Origin of the sequence: Flavobacterium psychrolimnae, assembly GCF_003312425.1 — a bacterium.
Classification (GTDB): Bacteria; Bacteroidota; Bacteroidia; order Flavobacteriales; family Flavobacteriaceae; genus Flavobacterium; species Flavobacterium psychrolimnae.
In genome coordinates this window covers 172,356-193,226 of the sequence record NZ_QNUX01000004.1, presented here as the reverse complement: position 1 = coordinate 193,226, position 20,871 = coordinate 172,356, and the positions used below count along the sequence as shown (strand labels likewise).

The window sequence follows — 20,871 nt, the reverse complement described above, 5'->3', positions numbered from 1 at the left end:
TGACAGGATTTAATTAAATGAGATTTTTGAGCAATTATTCAACCAAAATTGATTTGGAATCACAATTTTTAACGCATTTATCGAATGTTTAATTTTTGAAAAACGTGGTTAGTAATTTTTTGCTCCCTACCACCCAAAGAATATCATTTTTTTCTAAAATCATATTGGACTCTGGATTCAAGATTCGTTTTCCACTTCTTTCAATTCCCACAATCAAACCATTTGTTTTTTCACGTAATAATGAGTCGCGGATATTTTTACCAATAAATTCTTCTTCCTTAAGTTCTAATTGTTTCAAAATAATATCGGTATCCGTAATTTTTTCTGGAATTTCTATTTCATTTTGATGCAAATACGATTTAAATTCCTTGACTTGGTTATCTGTTCCAATGACACAAATTTCATCACCGGGAAATAATCGTTCGTTTTTATTTGGAATATTAATCATTATTTCCCCACGTTTGATGAAGGCGATATTAATCCCTAATTGCTCCCGAATGCGTAATTCTTCTAATGTTTTTCCGGCAATATTGGATGTTGGAGCAATATCAAAAGTTGTCATGTGACCGTCCCACGGTGTCAAATCGCTTCGGCTTCTAATGGCTTTTTTGATTTCTCGCGCATTAAGGTTTTTTAAGAAATGATCTTCTATTTTATGGTATTGTGCGTTTAATTTTTTCGGAAAAACAAAATAGATAACAACCGCTGCTATCAAAGCTATAAATGCAATTATTGGAGAGAAAAAGATATTCAATAAAAATCCAATATAGAAAAGAGTCAACACCATTCGCAACAAAATCATCATCAAAATGGGACCGCGATATTTGCGTTCCTCTCTTAAAATAGCTACTTCTTTCACTGCAACTCGGCGTAAAGAAAGCGCCCATAAAAAAGGAGAAAGTATTACTAATGTAATTAATGCGGCAATTATATTTCCAAATTGTGAGTCTTTTACTAGTGGTAAAATGAATTTCGACGAAAGTAAAATAACTGCGACTATAATAACGGAATGTATAATTACCTGTGTCAGAAAAGCGCGTACCACGATTTGCCAGTTGCTTACCAGTTTTATAGATTGAGCATTGGCGCTGTAACGTTCAATTGTTTTAGTCCATTTTCGAGGCAATTTCCTTTCCAGATATTCAGAAAATGGAGTGGCGAATTTCACCATAAAAGGAGTCGTAAATGTGGTTACTGCAGACACAGCTACAACAATAGGATATAGAAAATCACTAGTTACATTCAATGTCATTCCCAATGTGGCAATTATAAAAGAGAATTCCCCAATTTGCGATAAACTCATTCCGGTTTGCACCGATTGCTTCAGTGGCTGTCCAGAAAGTAAAGCACCAATCGTAGAACTGATGGACTGTCCCAAAATCACCACAAAAGTCAAAATAGCGACTGGTAAAGCATATTCGTACAACGTATCTGGGTTAATTAACATACCTACTGACACGAAAAATACGGCTCCAAAAAGATCTTTTACGGGTTTAACTAAATGTTCAATATGTTCTGCCTGAGTCGTTTCGGCAATGATGGAACCCATGATGAATGCGCCTAAAGCAGGTGAAAAACCAACATTAGCAGCAAGAATAACCATCATCAAACACAAAGCAAGTGAAATGATTAGCAGCATTTCATCTGTCAAAAGACTCTTTGCTTTTTTAAGTAAGGTTGGGATAAAAAAGATACCGCCAACAAACCAAATGGTCAAGAAAAATATTAATTTAAAAACAGACAACAGTAACTCACTTCCTGAAAACTGTTGGCTCACCGCAATTGTCGATAGTAAAACCATCATCAAAATGGCAACTAAATCTTGGACAATGAGTGAACCAATAACGATTCCAGCAAATTTTTGGGTCTTTACTCCGAGTTCATCAAAGGTTTTTAGGATAATAGTAGTAGAGGAAATGGAAAGGATTACTCCTAAAAAGATACTGTCCATAGGTTTCCAACCAATCCATTGACCTACTAAATAACCGATGGAAACCATTGCGAGGATTTGTGTTATGGCTGTAATTGATGCTGTTCCGCCCACTTTCATCAGTTTTTTAAAACTGAATTCCAGTCCTAAACTGAACAACAAAAAGATTACTCCAATCTCGGCCCAAACTTCTACGCTTTTAATATCTTTTATGGAAGGGAAAAAATCAAAGTGATTTCCAGCCAAAAATCCGGCTATTAAATAACCGAGAACTAAAGGTTGTTTGATTTTTTTAAATAACAAAACGGCCACCGCAGCGGTCATTAGGATTAATCCTAAATCACTGATTAAAGGTTGTAAATGGTGTGAGGCGTTTGCTACTGTTTCTGCGGCATCCATAGGCGTTTATTTGTTTTTTAAGGTTTTGTGTATGTTGGTAAGATATAAAAAAACTTTAATTTTGAAAGTATAATTAATGCTTAAAACAGCTTTTTATGATTTTTTTAGCAACAAAAATCCCGTTGAAAAGAATTTAGTGTTCCTTTTCAACGGGATTTTATAAAATCGAATAATTTTGTTAAACTATATTCCTAAGAAATTGCTTGGAGTTATTTGCATCAACTCTGCTTTGATTTCATCTGAAACATCTAGGGTTGCGATAAAACCATGAATTGCGTTTTTATCAATCGCTTCATTGGTTCTGGTCAATCCTTTTAACGCTTCATACGGATTAGGATATCCTTCACGACGTAAGATTGTTTGAATCGCTTCCGCAACAACGGCCCAGTTTTTCTCTAAATCTTCGTGAAATTTTGGTTCGTTCAATAACAATTTGTTCAATCCTTTCAAAGTAGCTTCAAAAGCGATTAATGTGTGTCCCATTGGTACACCAATGTTTCTCAAAACCGTACTGTCCGTTAAATCACGTTGTAATCTTGACAAAGGTAATTTAGCCGAAAGATGTTCGAAAATGGCATTAGCTATTCCTAAATTTCCTTCTGAATTTTCAAAATCAATTGGGTTTACTTTATGTGGCATCGCCGAAGAACCTATTTCACCCGCCTTGATTTTTTGCTTGAAATATTCCATTGAAACGTACGTCCAAATATCTCGGTCTAAATCAATGATGATGGTATTTATTCTTTTTAACGCATCAAAAAATGCAGCAAAATGATCGTAATGTTCAATTTGTGTAGTAGGGAAGGAGTGGTGTAAACCAAGGTTTTCCTCTACAAATTTCCCTCCGAATTTTCTCCAGTCAATTTGTGGATAAGCCACGTGATGTGCGTTATAATTTCCGGTTGCACCACCAAATTTAGCCGCAAAAGGAACATTAAACAACAAACGCATTTGCTCTTCTAAACGTTCTACAAAAACACCGATTTCTTTACCCAAACGAGTTGGAGAAGCCGGTTGACCGTGTGTACGGGCAAGCATTGGAATAGCCGCCCATTCAATACTTAAATCTTTCAATTTTGAAGTCAAAGTAATCAGAGAAGGCATGTATACTTTCTCAAAAGCTTCTTTTGTCGAAAGCGGAATCGCTGTGTTATTAATATCTTGGGAAGTCAATCCAAAGTGAATGAACTCTTTATATTGGGATAAGCCTAGTTTTTCAAAAGCATCTTTGATGAAGTATTCCACCGCTTTTACATCGTGGTTGGTTACTTTCTCGGTTTCTTTAATCCAAAGCGCATCTTCAGTAGAGAAGTTTTTGTAAATGTTGCGTAAACTTTCAAATACATCTGGGTTTACGTTTGTAAGTTGTGGCAAAGGCACTTCGCACAAAGCAATGAAATATTCAATTTCAACCACTACGCGGTATTTGATTAAGGCTTCTTCGGAGAAAAATGGAGCCAGTGAAATAGTCTTGTTTCTATATCTTCCGTCGATTGGCGATATAGCATTCAATTCGTTTAAAGTAGTCATTGTTTAGTTGTTTGTTCGAAAGGCACAAATATAAACCTTTCGTGACAAAATAGAAAACGAATGGTTTTTTAAATAAACTCGGCAAGCTTATTTTTTAGTATTTTCATTCCTTCCGATGCTACTTCTGGAATTACCTCCAATGGATTTCGAAGATTTGGGATTTTTATCGGTTTTGGATCAATATAAAAAATGGGTGTTTCACGGGGGGCAAAATCGATTAATCCAGCCGCAGGATACACTTGTAATGACGTTCCTATAACAGCAAAATAATCCGCACTTTGAGTTAGTGTTATTGCTTCATCAAGCGCTGGAACTTCCTCGCCAAACCAAACAATATGCGGACGCAATTGATTTTTATTCTCATCTAAATCGCCAAAATTCAAATCCTCCTGCCAGTCCAGAATGTAATTTGGGTTTTTGGTACTTCTCACTTTTAATAATTCGCCATGCAAATGCAACACATTAGTACTTCCGGCGCATTCGTGTAAATTATCCACATTTTGAGTAATGATGAAAACTTCAAAATCCTTTTCTAATTCAGCCAAAATTTGATGACCCAAATTAGGTGTTACTTCGCGGAGCTGTTTTCGTCTTTGATTGTAAAAGTCCAGTACCAAAGCCGGGTTTTTATGCCAACCTTCCGGAGTGGCGACATCATTGACGTTATGACCTTCCCAAAGTCCGTCACTATCGCGAAAAGTTTTGATGCCACTTTCGGCACTGATTCCCGCTCCGGTCAAGACGACAAGTTTCTTTTTCATGTATTTTGTTATTAGACGCAGAAGAAACGGATTTTCAAACGCTGATTTTTAAATTATTTAATAGAAATTAAAATTAGTGTATTTATACTTTTTTTTCGCCACAGATTCACAGATTTTTTTAAAATAGAAAATAGAAAATTATAAAAAAGAATAAGGGATTTTAGCATTTGTAGTTTTTTTTTGCAACAGATTCACAGATTTTTTTTGAAAACAGGTTTTAAATAACAAGTTTAAAATTATAAAAATGAATAGGAATTTTTAGCAGTTAGACTTGTTTTTTCGCCGCAGATTCACAGATTTTTTTTGAAAATAGCTTTTAGATAACAAGTTTAAAATTATAAAAAAAAATAGGAATTTTTAGCAGCTAGACTTATTCTTTTCGCCACAGATTCACATGTTTTTTAGCATTAGATAAACGATTTAATCTGCGAATTTGCGGTTAATTTTTGTTTCATTACTTGTTTTTTATTTACGTTGTACTAAACAAATGATAAATCAGTGAATTAGTGGCTATTTCTTTTTACTATTTTTGCAAAAAAATAATCCCCAATGATTGATTTAGAGTATCTCGCCTTTCTTGAAAATATACTGACTGATAACCGAAAAGAAAAATTTCTGAAAGTATTGGAAAACAGAACTAAGCATTTTACAATCGCTGTTGAGGATATTTTCCAAATGCACAATACTAGCGCGGTGATGCGCAGTTGTGAGATTTTTGGAATTCAGGAATTGAATGTTATCGAGCAGCGTTACGGAAAAAGTATCGACAAGGAAATTGCGATGGGTGCCCAAAAATGGGTCGACATCAATACCTTCGATAGTATTACGAATTGTCTGGATACGTTAAAAAGTAAAGGCTACCAAATCATTGCTACCACACCACATGAGAATGATTGTTTGATGGAAGATTTTGATATTTCTAAACCGAGTGCTTTATTTTTTGGAACAGAAAGAGACGGATTATCTGAGGAAATTTTACAACGTGCCGATGGTTTCCTAAAAATCCCGATGGTAGGTTTCACCGAAAGTTTAAATATTTCGGTTTCAGCGGCGATAATCATTCAAAACCTTACGAATCGATTGCGAAATTCAAATATTGATTGGCATTTATCTAATGAGGAAATTTTAGAAAAACGTTTGGCTTGGGCCAAAAATTCCATAAAAGACATCAAGCGAATTGAAGAACGGTATTTTGCTGAAAACGTGAAATAGTTTTTTTTCTAATGTTATAGTAATGTTATTTATTTTAGATAATAACATACCAGTAGGAATGTTTTAGTAAATTCGTAATATGAAGCAAGAAATTAAATCGGAGTTGACCAGACAATTAATTATCGATAAAGCATTTGTATTGTTTTATAAAAATGGTTTTCACGCTATTAGTGTTGATAAGGTGATGAAAGAGACAAAACTTACGAAAGGCGCTTTTTACCATCATTTTAAAGACAAAAAAGAGTTAGGTCTTGCGGTTATCAGTGATAGGATTGAGAGTAGAGTTTATGACAATATGATTCTTCCTTTGCTAGAAGTAGGAGATCCATTTTCGATTTTGAAAACTGTTTTTTGCGAGCGAATTAAAAATTTTTCAATTGAAGAGAAACAATCTGGTTGTCCAATGAATAATCTCATCAATGAAATTTCGGATAGTGAAGTAGCGTATCAATTGGCATTAAAAAAAATTATTGAAGAATGGAAATTAGCACTAATTCAGCTGTTAGAAAAAGCAAAAGCAGATAACTTGATTGCTAGTGAGGTAAATACTTCTTCGGTCGCAGTTTTTTTAATCAGTGCATTTGAAGGCGTTAGAGGAATTCGAAAATTGTACAATAATGATGTTGTTTTAGAAGATTATCTTTTAGCAGTAGAGCGCTATATAGATCTTTTAAGATAATTTTTTTAATCAAAAACATACTATTAGGTATGTTTTTAAAATATAATTTAAATAAATAAGAATGAAAGAATTTAAAAAAAGCAGACGGAATTTTATTAATAAGGCGATAGCTGTGGGTGGATTAGGAATTGTGGCTCCGAATCTTGTTTTTACTGCAAAAGGGAATTCAATTGGGGTAAAGGATGAGCAAAAATATCAGCGTCCAAAGGTCTTATTCTTTGATGTTAATGAAACATTATTGGACCTGAATGGGATGAAAAAAAGTATAGGAAATGCTTTAGGAGGTAGACCTGATTTAGTATCGCTTTGGTTTACAACAATGTTACAGTATTCATTAGTAACTACAGTAGGAAATCAATATCATGATTTTGGCAAAATAGGAGGTGCAGCGCTAAAGATGGTCGGTCTTAATAATGGTGTTGTTATTAGCGATGAACAAGCTGGCGAAGCAATTAAACCAATCTTATCTTTACCAGCGCATCCTGAAGTAAAAGAAGCGTTGATACTATTGAAAAAAGAGGGATATACGTTAGTTTCGTTTACCAATTCATCCAATAAAGCAGTTGAATCCCAATTGAAAAATGCTGGAATATATGATTTGTTTGATGATCGATTAAGTATTGAAGATGTAGGTAAATTCAAACCACATTATGATGCTTATAACTGGGCTGCAAGAAAAATGGGATTTGAATCTAAGGACTGTATGCTTATTGCAGCTCATGGTTGGGATGTTGCTGGGGCTAATTGGGCTGGCTGGCAAACTGCATTTGTGAGCAGACCTGGACAACAGTTATTCGGTCTGGCAAATCCACCGGAAATAAATGAAAAGGATCTTTTGTTGATTGCAAAACAATTGGTAAAATTATAATAGACTTGAAAACTGAATTCTTATAAATTACTTAAAAGTGTTTTTATTTAGTACCGTAGTAAAGGAGGTGACGCTATTTGCTGTTCTACCTCCTTTATTGTGTGTAATAGTTTGCAGTAGTTTAAACTTTTAGGGACACTATCTTTTGTATTGCAAGGGGATTTAGTGTTTTCTTTTCACTTGGTGCTTATCGCTTTGTAAATCCGAAACCCGGTTCGATTATCTAAATACTGCTTTTCACTACCGAGTATGCTCCTGAAAGGTTTTCAAAACTGTGTAGTTTTCATTTTGTAGATTTAGAAATCTTTAAAGTCACAAAAAGAACATTAAAAGGTTGTTTCACTCTCCAGTTGTATGTCTTTTATATTATTTGGATTCATTTTATAACGATAGACGCCGTTATTCCCAATGGCAAATAAGGTGTTGTCACGTACTATTAAATCAAAACAATTTTTCTCAATTGAATGAACCAAAACAGGTTCAACAGGATTTTGAATGTTGAATATTTTGATAACATCATCGCAAACCAATAAATAATCTGCGGTGTAAAAACTGATGCCTTTAGGTTGCGAAAGTGTTCTGCTATGAATTAATTTTGGATTCGTTAGATCTTTGGTGTCATAGACCTGCAAAACGTTAGTGTTGTTGCCACAGGTTGTGTTCGAGTTCAAGGTTACATAGGAGTGAGTGCTATTGGCAATCACAGGATCACAAGCGGTAAAGTGTTGCACACTGGACAACTTCGTTGGGTTTTCAGGATTGGTGATTGAATAGATAAACATTCCGTTTCTAGATCCAATAAATAAATTATCTCCATATGAAAACAGGGTTTCAATATCAAAACCTATTGGGATTTCATTGACTTTTACGGGTTTTTCATAATCGATTAGCGAGAATACATTTAGTTTCATTTGGTCTACGCCGTATAAATAATTGCCTTTTATGGCAAAAACAGCAAGTGAACCACCTTGTCCTGTGTCGCCGTTGTGTGCGCTGTCACTGTCCGAACAACCCATTATAAATACTAGTACTACGAAGGATATAATTTTTTTCATGTGTTACTTGATTAATGTCCAATCGATTATTATTTCATTTTCTTTAGTGTAGCCATATAAGCCGTTGGGAGCTTGCTTTTGCGGAAATACATTTTTGTTTCTGTTGGTAACCGTAAAAATTTTGGTGGCAGGATTGAAAGTGGCAGTGACTAAATCGACTGCTTGATTGATGTACACCGTATTTCCTTTGATGGCTAAGTCAGTAGCGCCCGGAGCTTTTATAAAATGGAGTCGGATTGGTTTTTTAGGATCCGTGTAATCATAAACATGAAAACCTTTATTGACATCGTTAATAAACATTAAATCGTCCTTGATATAGATTTTCCCCGATTTGATAATGGGTTGTGCATTTTGAAAAGCAATGGAATTTTCCAGAGTGCTGCGGTCAATAATCACTGGTTTGTATTCTTGACGTGCAAATTCACCGTTATCTGTTGTTGGCCAGCAGGAAATGAATAGAAATGAAACAAGCAGGAGAAGTACTATTTTTTTCATTGATTAATGTTTTTATAAAGATAGCAAAAAGGGGATTTGGTTGCGTTATGACATTGTTATTGTTTGCGTTGCATGTAAAATAAGACATTAGCTATCGGATTTTAGCGGTGTATTTTGTCATTGCGAGGAACGAAGCAATCACATGTAGTATTTTCTTTTTATTAAGTGTTTTATCGTTGTGTGCACAGATTCTTAAAATTGCGCAAAGTCAGAGACATTTGCGCATCATTTACGAAAAATTTATTTGTTTTTAGGGATACTTTACGGAGCGATGTGTTTTTGTTTATTTTGTATAAGCTTTAATATAGATATACTCAATTTTATTTTCGCCATTATTAAAGAAAGTAACATCATTTATATTTTCAATATCGTTCCATTTTATAGATATAGTGTTTTCAAAATTTGGTACTGTTGACGACAATCCTAATAATGTTATGTTTTCTGAATTGAAGTCAAAATTTGAGATATTATTAATTGTTATCCAGTCTGATTTGCCATCAATAAATACAATTTCAAATTTATTTTTTTGATAAAACTTTTTTTCACAAGGAATATCTTTACAAGGTGTGTTGCTTGGAGAAACTTGTTCACTATTTTCTGATTTTCCAAGTATTTTTTCAATCTCACTTTCAGTCTTCCCAATAATTGTTTTTACATCAATTATATTTTTATTAGAGTCATTTTCATTTTCCGTTTTTGAATTCCCACAAGAAACTAAGAAGAGAACAGAGATAAGTAATGTAATTATGTTTTTCATTTTTAAAGTTTAAAGTTATTTTTTACGTTTTGTTAGGCATTCGGTTCTTTGTTTATTATAATTTTCGGTTTAGTTTCTGCGCCGTTTTAAAGTCAGAAACACAATTAAAAGTATTTATTATGATTTTTGAAAATCAAGAAATTAGAATTAAAATTGAGAATGGAAGATATCATTTAGCAAGATGACAGCATGGAAAGTCAAAAGGACAATATCGTCCAGTAACACCAGAGACTATTTTAGTTTGGATTGTTTTGGTTTTAAATGATTTTCAACTACTACGTTACCTTGATCATCTGGATAAACTAACTGAGTGAATTCAAATTGTAATTCATTTCTACGGTCATTTAAGCGTTCAAATTCAAGTCCGCCAAAGTAAATTTCTAAATCTTGGTTTTCTGCTTTTAGTTTTTCGATTAATTCTCGAACAGTTATTTTCATTATTTATAAAATTTATTATTATGTGGTTATTTTTTAAGAACATTTCCAAAATAGAAAAAGCACAATAATTATTGATATTACAACAATCTTACTATGTGTTTGTTGATCATTTGACTTGTCACTGTTACACCAATGACACACTTTCCCACTAAATGGAGTTTCTTTTCCGCAGTTACTACATCTCATTTTTTTGAATGTTTAGTTGTTTAAAACTTTTTTTTATGCGTCATTTAGGTTGAACTGATACATAACTTATATCTGTCTTATAAAATCAGACTTATCATCCCGAAATTGGGTAGATAGGCCTCGTAAACATCAGATTTTATTTATTTTCAAATATATAAATAAATCGCTGAAAATACTTATAAATAAAATAGTACTTCATTTATTCTCAAAGATATATTCTTTACTTACAGGATTAGTACGGGAAACCGTAAACAGAGTTATTTGCTGCAAAATCCCTAGCCCCGACAGCAGTGTAAATCCTTGTGGGGCTTTCGTTTTGCCCCACAAGATTGAAACGTATGGCGGGAATAGCTCCAAAAAAAATTCCCCAACTACTTTCGTAATTGGGGAATGTAATAATAAGGAATTGAAACGGTTATTAGTTCACGATAACCCATTGTCCTGAAGCGATTAGGCTTTCGGCTTTTTTGTATTTCATTTCTTGTGTTTGTCCGTTGGCCACGTTTTGAATCGTAACAGTATCGTTGCGATTAATTTTTGGCATATCTCTCACGATAGTTTCGGTAACTTGACGTTGTTGCGTTTCTCCAGCCTCACGATTTGCAGCTTCGCTACTTACGATTTCATCTTTTGAAGTCGTGTAATCTTCTACCGGAGCAACTTCTTTCGCTTCTTGAATTTGTTGGTTTTCCTGAGCTGGTAAATCTCCTTTGAACAAGAATGAAATTACCTCTTTGTTCACATTGTCAATCATGGCTCTAAACAAATTGAAGGCTTCCAGTTTGTAAATAAGTAATGGATCTTTTTGTTCGTGAACGGCAAGTTGAACCGATTGTTTCAATTCGTCCATTTTACGCAAGTGTTTTTTCCAAGCTTCATCTACAATTGCTAACGTGATGTTTTTCTCGAAATCAGCCACTAATTGCGCGCCTTGCGTTTCGTAAGCGGTTTTCAAATCAGTAACCACATTCAACGATTTTATTCCATCTGTAAACGGAACAACGATGCGCTCAAATTGGTTGTTTTTATCTTCGTAAACACTTTTTATGATTGGGAAAGCTTCTCTGGCGCTTCTTTCCGTTTTCTCTGTATAATAGTCTAAAGTTGCTTTGTACACTTTTCCTGTTAATTCCATTTCGCTCAACTTCGTGAACTCACTTTCAGTAACTGGTGATGTGATAGAGAAATAACGAATCAATTCAAACTCAAAGTTTTTGAAATTGTTAGTCGCTTTATTTTCTCCAATGATAAGTTCGCAGGTGTCATAAAGCATGTTGGCAATGTCCAATTTCAATCGCTCTCCAAACAAGGCATGACGACGACGTTTGTAAACTACTTCACGTTGCGCATTCATAACATCATCATATTCTAATAAACGCTTACGAACTCCAAAGTTGTTTTCTTCTACTTTTTTCTGAGCACGTTCGATAGATTTTGTCATCATAGAATGCTGAATCACTTCACCTTCCTGTAATCCCATACGGTCCATCACTTTAGCCACTCTTTCAGAACCAAACAAACGCATCAGGTTGTCTTCAAGAGAAACATAAAACTGAGAACTTCCAGGATCACCTTGACGTCCTGCACGACCACGTAACTGACGGTCTACACGACGCGAATCATGACGTTCCGTACCTACAATTGCTAATCCACCAGCGGCTTTTACTTCGGCAGATAATTTAATATCGGTACCACGACCAGCCATGTTAGTTGCAATAGTTACTACTCCAGGTTTTCCGGCTTCTTCAACAATTTGTGCTTCTTGTTTGTGCATTTTTGCATTCAAGACATTGTGTACAACGCCTCTCATTTTCAACATTCGGCTTAATAATTCTGAAATCTCTACCGAAGTTGTACCAATAAGTACCGGTCTTCCTGCTTTAGACAATTCAGTTACGTCTTCGATAACGGCATTGAATTTTTCACGAGTTGTTTTATAAATAAAATCCTCTTTGTCTAATCTGGCCATTCCTCTGTTCGTAGGAATTTCTACTACGTCCAGTTTATATATTTGCCATAACTCGCCCGCTTCCGTAGAGGCAGTTCCAGTCATTCCTCCCAGTTTGTTGTACATTCTGAAGTAATTCTGTAACGTTACGGTTGCAAAGGTTTGAGTTGCAGCTTCGATTTTTACATTTTCTTTGGCTTCAATCGCTTGGTGCAATCCGTCAGAATAACGACGACCGTCCATGATACGACCCGTTTGCTCATCAACAATCATGATTTTGTTGTCCATGATTACATATTCTACATCTTTTTCGAATAAAGCGTAAGCTTTCAAAAGTTGTGTCAAGGTGTGAATACGCTCGCTTTTTACACCGAAATCCTGAAATAATTTTTCTTTTTCTTCAGCTTCAGTGTCTTTATCTAATTTTTTCTTTTCGATAGCGGCGATTTCAGTTCCAATGTCTGGAAGTACAAAAAAGTCAGCATCAGTATCTCCAGAAAGATATTGAATTCCATTATCTGACAATTCAACTTGATTGTTTTTTTCTTCAATAACAAAATACAATGCCTCATCAATCTTGTGCATTTCTCTTTTGTTATCCTGCATGTATTGATTTTCTGTTTTCTGAAGCAATTGTTTGATTCCTTCTTCACTCAAAAATTTAATTAATGCTTTGTTTTTTGGTAAAGCTCTGTAAGCTCTTAATAATTGGAAACCACCTTCTTTAGTTTTTCCTTCTTTAATTAATTTTTTAGCTTCAGATAAGAAACCGTTTGCTAATTGACGTTGTAAACTTACTAAGTTTTCAATTTTTGGTTTCATTTCCATGAATTCATGACGATCTCCTTGTGGAACTGGTCCTGAAATAATCAATGGAGTTCTGGCGTCATCAATTAATACAGAATCGACCTCATCGACAATAGCATAATTGTGTTTTCTTTGTACTAAATCGGCAGGTGAATGCGCCATATTATCTCTCAAATAATCAAAACCAAATTCATTATTGGTTCCGTAAGTGATATCGGCATCGTATGCTTTTTTTCTTCCTTCTGAACTTGGTTGGTAATTGTCAATACATTCCACTGTCATCCCGTGAAATTCGAATAATGGTGCTTTCCAGGTACTATCCCTTTTTGCCAAATAATCATTCACAGTTACTAAATGCACTCCGTTTCCAGTTAACGCATTTAAGTAAAGCGGTAAAGTTGCCACTAATGTTTTTCCTTCACCTGTTTGCATTTCAGCTACTTTTCCTTCATGTAAAACCATTCCGCCAATTAATTGTACGTCATAGTGAATCATGTCCCAAGTAATTTCTTTCCCAGCAGCACTCCATGAATTTGCCCATATGGCAGTATCTCCATCTAAAGTAATGTAGCTTTTTGTTGCTGAAAGTTCACGGTCTTTTGGAGTTGCCGTTACCACGATTTGTGTATTGTCTTTGAAACGTCTTGCTGTTTCTTTAACCACTGCAAAAGCTTCCGGAAGAATTTCCATCAATGTTTTTTCGGAGATATCGTAGGCCTCTTTTTCAAGAGCGTCAATGGCTACGTAAATATCTTCTCTTTGGTCAATATCTACAATGCTTTCCACCTCTTGTTTCAGTGCTGCGATTTTCGCATCTTTTTCTGAACGAGCTTGTTTTATTTTGTCTTTAAAAAAGATCGTTCTTCCTCTAAGTTCATCATTGGATAATGCCTTGAGTGGTTCCTCGAAAGTTTTTATTTTGTTGAGATAAGGTTGTAAAGCTTTGACATCTTTTTGTGACTTATCGCCAACAAAGACTTTAATAATACTGTTTATGAAACTCATGATATTTTTTTATTTCTAATTGTGTAATTCTGTAAATTTAAACCAAAAAAAAGCCTCTTTTGAGACTTTTTTATTGGTTTACCTTTTAATATTCATCCTCGTTCCAAAGATAATCTTCGTCCGTAGGATAATCTGGCCATATTTCTTCCATTGATTCATATATCTCGCCTTCATCCTCGATTGATTGAAGGTTTTCTACTACTTCTAATGGAGCTCCTGCTCTAATAGCGTAGTCAATAAGTTCGTCTTTGTTAGCAGGCCACGGGGCATCACTTAAATAGGATGCTAATTCTAATGTCCAATACATCTGTTGTCGATTTAGTTTTGTGCAAAAATAAATTTTTTACTGAAAAATACAAGTAAAAATTGATTTATTTTTAGTTAAAGTTAAGAACGTTTGATTGATTGCTGATTTTTGATTTGAGATTAACGATTTTTGATTTAAAAAAAATGATATTCAAATCTTTTAAATCAATCTAATCTATTAAATATGAATTTTAAGTTTTAAAAAATCTGAAATCAAAAATCGTTAATCTGAAATCAAAAATCTTATTTTCTCGGAATCCATTGAACTTCGGCAGCTTTTAAGTCATGAGACAACTTTCGTGCCAACACAAAAAGATAGTCAGAAAGTCGGTTTAAGTACTTAATTGCGATTTCAGCAACAGGTTCATTGTGGCTTAAATGTACTGCTAAGCGCTCTGCTCTGCGACAAACGCAACGTGCAATATGACAATATGACACAGTGGTATGTCCGCCAGGAAGTACAAAATGAGTCATTGGCGGTAATGCTTCTTCCATAGCGTCAATTTCATTTTCCAATAATTCAATATCGGATTCTATAATTCCTAGTTTTTTCAAACGAAGTTCACCGTTTTTCATCACTTCTTTTTCCGGTGGCGTTGCTAAAATAGCGCCAACAGTAAACAAACGATCCTGAATTTCGATAAGAATTTCTTTATAATGACTGTTCATTTCCTGATCGCGAATCAAACCAATATGAGAATTTAATTCGTCAACGGTTCCATAACTTTCTATGCGGGCATGGTCTTTTGGGACTCTGGTTCCGCCAAAAAGTGCCGTTGTTCCTTTGTCTCCAGTCTTTGTATATACTTTCATTTTGATTTTAGATTGTTGATTAACGATTTTAGATTACAGATTTATAGTTGTGAATAAAAATCATAAATCTAAAATATAATTATTGAATTCAAGCTGCAAATGTAACTAAGCAATAAGAATAAAACAATGTCGCATTTTTTAACATATAAGTCATATAAGTTTAATTTTAGTTGAGCTTATATAACTTAAATATTAATAAGGTCACTTAAGGTTTAATGCTTACACGACTTATATGTTTATTGGTAGTGCATACATTCAATAGTACGATATTAAACTCGTTTAACTGCTCATTAATTCAAACATAAGAGTTAATCAATGCTGTTTTAAGTATATAAAATTAAGCTATTAATTCCACTATTTCTGCAACAAATCGTTCCATTGCGTTTTCACTCAGATTGAAATATAAATCGGGTTCAATGCATTCAATTTCCATTAAATAAAGTTCGTTGTCAATAAGAATTCCGTCTACTCTGGCGTATAAAAGATCTTCCTGAAAAGTGTCGACAATTTTTTGGGCTTTCTGAATCATTTCTGAACTTGGATGAACCAAAGTATATTTTCCTCCAAAAAGTGATTGTACTCTGAAATCTCCGTCAACGGGTTTTTTATTGACCGCGTGGGAGAATTTTTTATTGAAAAAGATAAAAGAGGTTTCTCCTAATGTTTGAATCTCAGGCATGAATTCCTGTAAAAGCAACTCTTTCTCAGCGGCAATACTTTTATATTTTTCGCTTATTGCTTGAATTTCGGAAATTTCAAAAACTTCGGTCAGATAGGAACCTGCTGAAAATGCTGGTTTTATAACCGCTTTGTACCAATGTGCCGGAATGAGTTCTGCCAGATTAAGAGCATCTGTTTTGTCAATGAAAACAGTAGGCAAAATAGTAATTCCTTGCTGTTCCATTTCACGCAAGTAAAACTTATGGATATTTTGCTTGATTGTTACAATTGGATTCAGTGTTTTAATTTCCAGTTGCGCTATTTGGTTAAGCCAAATTTTAAATTCGGTTTCTTTCTCGAAATAGTCCCAAGTATTGCGAAAGACTAAATAATCAAATTCAGACCAATTTATGGTTTTGTCACTCCAGATAGCGGCGGTAGCTTGAATATTATGTTGGGCCAATGCCGGAATTATTTTTTGATCTTCGGGATTTAGGTCGGGAAGTTTTTCGCAGGTTAGTATGGCGATTTTCATTTTTGGAAAGGTTTTTTTTGGAATTGTAGACGCAATTTTAAGTAGGATTTCCTAGCCCGGATAAAAGCGGTATCCTCTTTCTTGTTATTCAGACAAAGGAAGAATGACAAGAAAGAGATACAAGCGGATAGCCGGAAAAAGCTCCTGAAAAAAAATTATTTTGTAGTGTCGCTTTCGATCAGTCCATCACGCAAACGGATTACTCTGTGGGCATATTCGGCAATTTCTTCCTCGTGCGTTACCAAAATCACGGTGTTTCCATTGGCGTGTATGTCTCCAAAAAGTTTCATAATTTCAAGCGAAGTTTTGCTGTCAAGGTTTCCGGTTGGCTCATCGGCAAGAATGATGGACGGTTTGTTGACCAAAGCACGGGCAATAGCCACACGCTGGCGTTGACCTCCTGAAAGTTGGTTGGGCTGGTGATCCATTCTATCTGCAAGATTTACTTGTTCCAACACTTCGGTGGCGCGTTTGTTTCTTTCGGATTTTGAAAAACCGGCATAAATCATGGGTAAAGCCACATTATCTAGCGCAGTTGTGCGAGGTAAAAGGTTGAAAGTCTGGAAAACGAATCCGATTTCTTTATTTCGAATTTCGGCTAATTCATCATCTTTCATTTGGCTGACGTCTTTTCCGTTCAGAATGTAACTTCCGGATGTTGGCGTATCCAGGCAGCCTAATAAATTCATTAAAGTTGATTTTCCAGATCCTGAAGGTCCCATTAATGCTACATATTCGCCTTTATTTATTTCTAAATCAATGCCTTTAAGAACATAAACGATTTCATTTCCCAGAACAAAATTTCGTTTGATATTGGTTATTTTGATTAACGGGTTTGCCATTAGAATATATGATTTTTGACCTTTGACTTTGCGCAGGCTGCTATTAAATTAGATTTTAAAAGTACAAAAACTTTTGAATTATTAATAAGTAGTCGTTTTTTAAATTTGTTACACTATATCTGCATTGAAATTTTGACGGTTTCAGAATGTTCTTCTTACATGCTTGGGATTTGTCTTTATTTATACATAAAATACGTATTTGTTTTTTTACACAATTTTAATATCAATTTGTATAATTCACACTTTTATATTTTTTATTTCACAATTATTTAAATAAGTTATATAATTATTGGTTAAATATTGATTATTGTGTAATGTTATTTACATTTGTTTAATAATAATTAATCAAATCAAAAATTATGAAAAATACAAAATTAGCATTAGGATTAGCGGTAATCGCTATTGGATTTACATCTTGTAAAGATGAAAAAGCGGAACAAGCAGGTAAAAAAGTGGACACTTATGTAATGTACGTAGATTCATTAGGTAATGTAACAGCTGAAGACGCTAGAGAAAACTGGGAAGGAATTGAAGCATCTTACCAACTAAGAAGTGCTGAAGCTGAAGCTGCTATTGCTGACATGAAAGACAATGCAGAAGCGCAAGCTCGTCTTGATGCAAGTAGAGCTAAATATGAAGCTTTGAAAGCTAAAATTGAAGCTGAAAATGCTGCTGCACAAGTAGCTGCAACTGCAACTGCACCAAACACAAAACAACAAATGAGAAATTCCTTGTTTGGTGAAGGAAAAATGGGTGAGGACATGAACTTTAGTTGGGTAAATGCAGCTAATATTCATAATGTATACCAACAATTTGTACATACTGTTGAGGATAATAAAGATAAATATTCTCGTGAAGACTGGGATGAAATTAAATTGATGTATGAAGCATTAGATAGCAGAAAAAATACTGTTGAAAAAGAAGGTTTATCATCTGAAGACAACAGAAAAATTGCTGGTTTAAAAGCAAAATTCGCACCAATGTACACATTGAACAGAATGGGAGCTAAATCAGGAGAAATGAAAAGAGCTAAAGAATAAAGAAGAAATAATAAAGAATTGGTTATTCTACATTAAGAATGGCAGTCAGGGATGGCTGTCATTTTTTTTGCGTTACATTCTAATGATAAAATGCTCTTTGGGTTGCTCCCTTCTGAAAAATACCAATCCCCACTGAAACGTATCAATGGTTACGGTCACATTTGGATGTTTTTTGATTATTTCCCAAGCTTCTTCCATTTCTGGCGACCAATGAATGTCATCAAATATCCAAACCGTTTCGTTAGTAATTGTAGGAAGTAGTAATTCGAAATAGTCTAAAGTGGCTTTCTTAGAGTGATTACCGTCAAAGTAAATAAGTTGGAAGTTTAAAGTTTGAAGTTGGATGTCACCCAAAAAACTACTAAATTCATTTACGATTTGATTTACATTATCCAAATTAAAGTTTTCAAATTGTAATTGAGCAATTTTTGCAGTTTCCGGACAACCTTCCAGCGTTGTGATTTTTGCTTTTCTCCCGACGCTTCGAGACCCTAAAGAAAGTGCCGAAGTAGCCAATCCTAACGAAGTTCCAATTTCTAAAGTACTGTTTGGCTGAAAATAATTTGTGATTCTAAATAATAATTCGGCTCGTTTTGGAGAAATCCCCGCCGTTTTTGCAATCTTGGAAATTACTCTTGTATTGGATTTAAAAACTTTCGAACCCGCACCAAAATCAGTAACTTCAATGGTATTATTGTTTGCTAGAAGCGAGTTTCGGTACTTTCTTAAAACAGCATATTCCGGTTTTAATTTTTTGTCATAAAAGCATTTTGTCAATAAACTAAATACAAACGGAGAATGTACGGCATGCTCATTTTTTGAGTGCCAAAGGAATTGTAAATACGATTTTATTTGGAATAACATAAAGATAGTTGCAAAGTGGGTGCGAAGATAGTAAGATAATAGCCGAAAGTCAAAATGCAATAGGATCATCTTCACGCTTGGATTTTCGGCTGTATTACCTTGAAACTTTCCGACTTTAAAAAGGCTATATTTGCACCCTTGGAATTTGCACAAGAATAATATCCATTTTTTACGATAATGACTGAACAAATAGAACATAAAACTGCGATAAGCTCGGAAGAAATTGACCGATGCATCGCTATTTTGGCACAACTGAATACCGATACCGACCAAATATTTGATATTCCAAAAGAACAACGAACGGCTTTAATCAAAGCGGCAGGAATGTTTTCCAGACCCGATCGTGACGAACTTTCCCGTAGAAAAAAAGACGGAAAAGAGGCTGCCAAACGCAAAATGGAAAAACGCGATCGAACCGCCCGAAAGGAAACAGGAATTCGTCATGCGCGCGAAGCGAGTATTTTTATGGCGCCAAAATTATTGGCGTACAATGATCTTGTGAACAAGGAACAATTGGAACTGGAAACTCCACGAAATTGTTACGTGTGTAAAACGGAGTTTACTAAAATGCACCATTTTTACGATACGATGTGTACGGATTGTGGTGATTTTAATTATGCCAAACGTTTCCAAACCGCAGATGTAAACGGACAAGTTGCTGTTATTACTGGTTCTCGCTTAAAAATTGGCTATCACATTACGTTGATGCTATTGCGTGGTGGAGCAACCGTTATTGCTACGACTCGTTTCCCGGTGGATTCCGCTTTGCGTTTTTCTATGGAAGACGATTTCATGGATTGGGGACATCGTTTGAAAATTCACGGATTGGATTTACGACATATTCCCAGTGTGGAGATTTTTTGCAATTTTATAGAGCAAAAATACGAGCGTTTGGATATTCTGATTAATAATGCGGCGCAAACGGTGAGACGTCCCGCTGGATTTTATACCCATTTAATGGAAAATGAAGAGCGTTCTATCGCTTCTTTACCACAACAAGCGCAAGAATTATTGCTGGATCATACCAATTGTTTGGATGAATTAAAAGTATTGACAGCAGGCGCTTCCTCTAATCAAAATATGCCGGTGACTTGGCACGGACCAGAACCTGGAATTGGGTTGCGGGCTTCCGCCAAATTATCCCAGATTCCGTATTCGTTTGATAATGCTTTGGTGGCGAATGAAGTTTTCCCAGAAGGAGAACTTGATGCCGATTTGCAACAAGTTGATTTGCGAAAAACCAACAGCTGGCGTTTGCGATTGGGACAAATTGAAACCACAGAAATGATTGAAGTGCAGTTGGTGAATTCCGTAGCACCTTTTGTATTGTGCAACCGCCTTTCGGAAGTGATGAAGAAAGACAACACCGGAAAAAAACACATCATCAATGTATCAGCAATGGAAGGGAAATTTCATCGCTTTTTCAAAGAAGACCGTCATCCGCATACCAATATGGCCAAAGCTGCCTTGAATATGCTAACGCACACATCCTCTGGAACCTTGGCAAAAGACGGCATTTTTATGAATGCTGTTGATACGGGTTGGGTAACCGACGAAGATCCTGCAGAATTAGCTAAAAGAAAACAGGAAGAAGAAGATTTTCAGCCGCCATTAGATATTGTGGATGGAGCAGCACGAGTGATGGATCCGTTGTTTGACGGAATCAATACAGGAAAGCATTGGTGCGGAAAGTTTTTAAAAGATTACAATCCGATTCCTTGGTAGAAATCCCCCTAACCCC

The 20,871-nt window shown here is 35.0% G+C and carries 18 protein-coding genes; 5 read left to right on the top strand and 13 right to left on the bottom strand.

What is annotated here, in order from left to right:
- Positions 1-88 precede the first annotated feature (88 nt).
- The 3 genes from DR980_RS06200 to DR980_RS06190 all read right to left on the bottom strand — a co-directional run bounded on the left by DR980_RS06200 (position 89) and on the right by DR980_RS06190 (position 4,620).
- Complete coding sequence (locus tag DR980_RS06200; RefSeq protein ID WP_113634383.1) at positions 89-2,329, bottom strand: cation:proton antiporter; 2,241 nt, start codon at positions 2,327-2,329, stop codon at positions 89-91.
- A gap of 183 nt (positions 2,330-2,512) precedes the next feature.
- Positions 2,513-3,859, bottom strand: a complete 1,347-nt coding sequence (purB, locus tag DR980_RS06195; protein ID WP_113634382.1) for an adenylosuccinate lyase — start codon at positions 3,857-3,859, stop codon at positions 2,513-2,515.
- A gap of 68 nt (positions 3,860-3,927) precedes the next feature.
- Positions 3,928-4,620: an SIR2 family NAD-dependent protein deacylase gene (locus tag DR980_RS06190; protein WP_113634381.1), complete on the bottom strand. Its 693-nt coding sequence runs from the start codon at positions 4,618-4,620 to the stop codon at positions 3,928-3,930.
- 549 nt (positions 4,621-5,169) lie between these two features.
- Here DR980_RS06190 and DR980_RS06185 point away from each other — a divergent pair.
- From DR980_RS06185 to DR980_RS06175, 3 genes are all read left to right on the top strand, one after another.
- The gene (locus tag DR980_RS06185; protein ID WP_113634380.1) at positions 5,170-5,832 is read left to right on the top strand and encodes a TrmH family RNA methyltransferase; all 663 of its coding nucleotides are present in this window, start codon (positions 5,170-5,172) and stop codon (positions 5,830-5,832) included.
- 79 nt (positions 5,833-5,911) lie between these two features.
- The gene (locus DR980_RS06180) at positions 5,912-6,511 is read left to right on the top strand and encodes a TetR/AcrR family transcriptional regulator (protein WP_113634379.1); all 600 of its coding nucleotides are present in this window, start codon (positions 5,912-5,914) and stop codon (positions 6,509-6,511) included.
- A 61-nt stretch (positions 6,512-6,572) separates the two neighbouring features.
- Positions 6,573-7,379, top strand: a complete 807-nt coding sequence (locus DR980_RS06175) for a haloacid dehalogenase type II (RefSeq protein ID WP_113634378.1) — start codon at positions 6,573-6,575, stop codon at positions 7,377-7,379.
- 326 nt (positions 7,380-7,705) lie between these two features.
- Here the strand turns inward: DR980_RS06175 and DR980_RS06170 are convergent, their stop codons facing one another.
- From DR980_RS06170 to DR980_RS06130, 9 genes are all read right to left on the bottom strand, one after another.
- Positions 7,706-8,434 carry an LVIVD repeat-containing protein gene (locus DR980_RS06170; RefSeq protein ID WP_146779221.1) on the bottom strand — a complete coding sequence of 243 codons (729 nt, stop codon included), beginning with the start codon at positions 8,432-8,434 and terminating at the stop codon, positions 7,706-7,708.
- A 3-nt stretch (positions 8,435-8,437) separates the two neighbouring features.
- Complete coding sequence (locus DR980_RS06165; protein ID WP_113634376.1) at positions 8,438-8,929, bottom strand: hypothetical protein; 492 nt, start codon at positions 8,927-8,929, stop codon at positions 8,438-8,440.
- 283 nt (positions 8,930-9,212) lie between these two features.
- Positions 9,213-9,686, bottom strand: coding sequence for a hypothetical protein (locus tag DR980_RS06160; protein WP_113634375.1), 474 nt, complete (start codon positions 9,684-9,686; stop codon positions 9,213-9,215).
- A 231-nt stretch (positions 9,687-9,917) separates the two neighbouring features.
- Entirely contained in the window at positions 9,918-10,124 is a 207-nt protein-coding gene (locus DR980_RS06155) for a hypothetical protein (RefSeq protein ID WP_113634374.1), read from the bottom strand.
- A gap of 604 nt (positions 10,125-10,728) precedes the next feature.
- Positions 10,729-14,070 (bottom strand): preprotein translocase subunit SecA, encoded by a 3,342-nt coding sequence (gene secA, locus DR980_RS06150; protein ID WP_113634373.1) that lies wholly within the window; start codon positions 14,068-14,070, stop codon positions 10,729-10,731.
- Between the two features lie 85 nt (positions 14,071-14,155).
- On the bottom strand, positions 14,156-14,377 hold the full coding sequence (locus tag DR980_RS06145; protein WP_007138072.1) for a DUF2795 domain-containing protein: 222 nt from the start codon (positions 14,375-14,377) through the stop codon (positions 14,156-14,158).
- Between the two features lie 242 nt (positions 14,378-14,619).
- Entirely contained in the window at positions 14,620-15,189 is a 570-nt protein-coding gene (locus DR980_RS06140) for a cob(I)yrinic acid a,c-diamide adenosyltransferase (RefSeq protein WP_113634372.1), read from the bottom strand.
- A gap of 337 nt (positions 15,190-15,526) precedes the next feature.
- Complete coding sequence (locus DR980_RS06135; RefSeq protein WP_113634371.1) at positions 15,527-16,384, bottom strand: ATP-grasp domain-containing protein; 858 nt, start codon at positions 16,382-16,384, stop codon at positions 15,527-15,529.
- Between the two features lie 155 nt (positions 16,385-16,539).
- Positions 16,540-17,226: an ABC transporter ATP-binding protein gene (locus DR980_RS06130; RefSeq protein WP_113634370.1), complete on the bottom strand. Its 687-nt coding sequence runs from the start codon at positions 17,224-17,226 to the stop codon at positions 16,540-16,542.
- Between the two features lie 359 nt (positions 17,227-17,585).
- Here DR980_RS06130 and DR980_RS06125 point away from each other — a divergent pair, with 359 nt between their 5' ends.
- A complete protein-coding gene (locus DR980_RS06125) occupies positions 17,586-18,266 on the top strand; it encodes a DUF6565 domain-containing protein (protein WP_113634369.1) in 681 nt (226 codons plus the stop codon).
- Between the two features lie 72 nt (positions 18,267-18,338).
- Here the strand turns inward: DR980_RS06125 and DR980_RS06120 are convergent, their stop codons facing one another.
- A complete protein-coding gene (locus tag DR980_RS06120; RefSeq protein WP_113634368.1) occupies positions 18,339-19,130 on the bottom strand; it encodes an O-methyltransferase in 792 nt (263 codons plus the stop codon).
- 177 nt (positions 19,131-19,307) lie between these two features.
- Between DR980_RS06120 and DR980_RS06115 the strand changes: the two genes are divergently transcribed.
- Positions 19,308-20,855, top strand: a complete 1,548-nt coding sequence (locus DR980_RS06115; RefSeq protein ID WP_113634367.1) for an SDR family NAD(P)-dependent oxidoreductase — start codon at positions 19,308-19,310, stop codon at positions 20,853-20,855.
- Positions 20,856-20,871 lie beyond the last annotated feature (16 nt).

Coding starts and splice junctions, on each gene's coding strand:
- DR980_RS06200 (WP_113634383.1), bottom strand. CDS start 2,329: ATGGATGCCGCAGAAACAGTAGCAAACGCCTCACACCATTTACAACCT.
- purB (WP_113634382.1), bottom strand. CDS start 3,859: ATGACTACTTTAAACGAATTGAATGCTATATCGCCAATCGACGGAAGA.
- DR980_RS06190 (WP_113634381.1), bottom strand. CDS start 4,620: ATGAAAAAGAAACTTGTCGTCTTGACCGGAGCGGGAATCAGTGCCGAA.
- DR980_RS06185 (WP_113634380.1), top strand. CDS start 5,170: ATGATTGATTTAGAGTATCTCGCCTTTCTTGAAAATATACTGACTGAT.
- DR980_RS06180 (WP_113634379.1), top strand. CDS start 5,912: ATGAAGCAAGAAATTAAATCGGAGTTGACCAGACAATTAATTATCGAT.
- DR980_RS06175 (WP_113634378.1), top strand. CDS start 6,573: ATGAAAGAATTTAAAAAAAGCAGACGGAATTTTATTAATAAGGCGATA.
- DR980_RS06170 (WP_146779221.1), bottom strand. CDS start 8,434: ATGAAAAAAATTATATCCTTCGTAGTACTAGTATTTATAATGGGTTGT.
- DR980_RS06165 (WP_113634376.1), bottom strand. CDS start 8,929: ATGAAAAAAATAGTACTTCTCCTGCTTGTTTCATTTCTATTCATTTCC.
- DR980_RS06160 (WP_113634375.1), bottom strand. CDS start 9,686: ATGAAAAACATAATTACATTACTTATCTCTGTTCTCTTCTTAGTTTCT.
- DR980_RS06155 (WP_113634374.1), bottom strand. CDS start 10,124: ATGAAAATAACTGTTCGAGAATTAATCGAAAAACTAAAAGCAGAAAAC.
- secA (WP_113634373.1), bottom strand. CDS start 14,070: ATGAGTTTCATAAACAGTATTATTAAAGTCTTTGTTGGCGATAAGTCA.
- DR980_RS06145 (WP_007138072.1), bottom strand. CDS start 14,377: ATGTATTGGACATTAGAATTAGCATCCTATTTAAGTGATGCCCCGTGG.
- DR980_RS06140 (WP_113634372.1), bottom strand. CDS start 15,189: ATGAAAGTATATACAAAGACTGGAGACAAAGGAACAACGGCACTTTTT.
- DR980_RS06135 (WP_113634371.1), bottom strand. CDS start 16,384: ATGAAAATCGCCATACTAACCTGCGAAAAACTTCCCGACCTAAATCCC.
- DR980_RS06130 (WP_113634370.1), bottom strand. CDS start 17,226: ATGGCAAACCCGTTAATCAAAATAACCAATATCAAACGAAATTTTGTT.
- DR980_RS06125 (WP_113634369.1), top strand. CDS start 17,586: ATGAAAAATACAAAATTAGCATTAGGATTAGCGGTAATCGCTATTGGA.
- DR980_RS06120 (WP_113634368.1), bottom strand. CDS start 19,130: ATGTTATTCCAAATAAAATCGTATTTACAATTCCTTTGGCACTCAAAA.
- DR980_RS06115 (WP_113634367.1), top strand. CDS start 19,308: ATGACTGAACAAATAGAACATAAAACTGCGATAAGCTCGGAAGAAATT.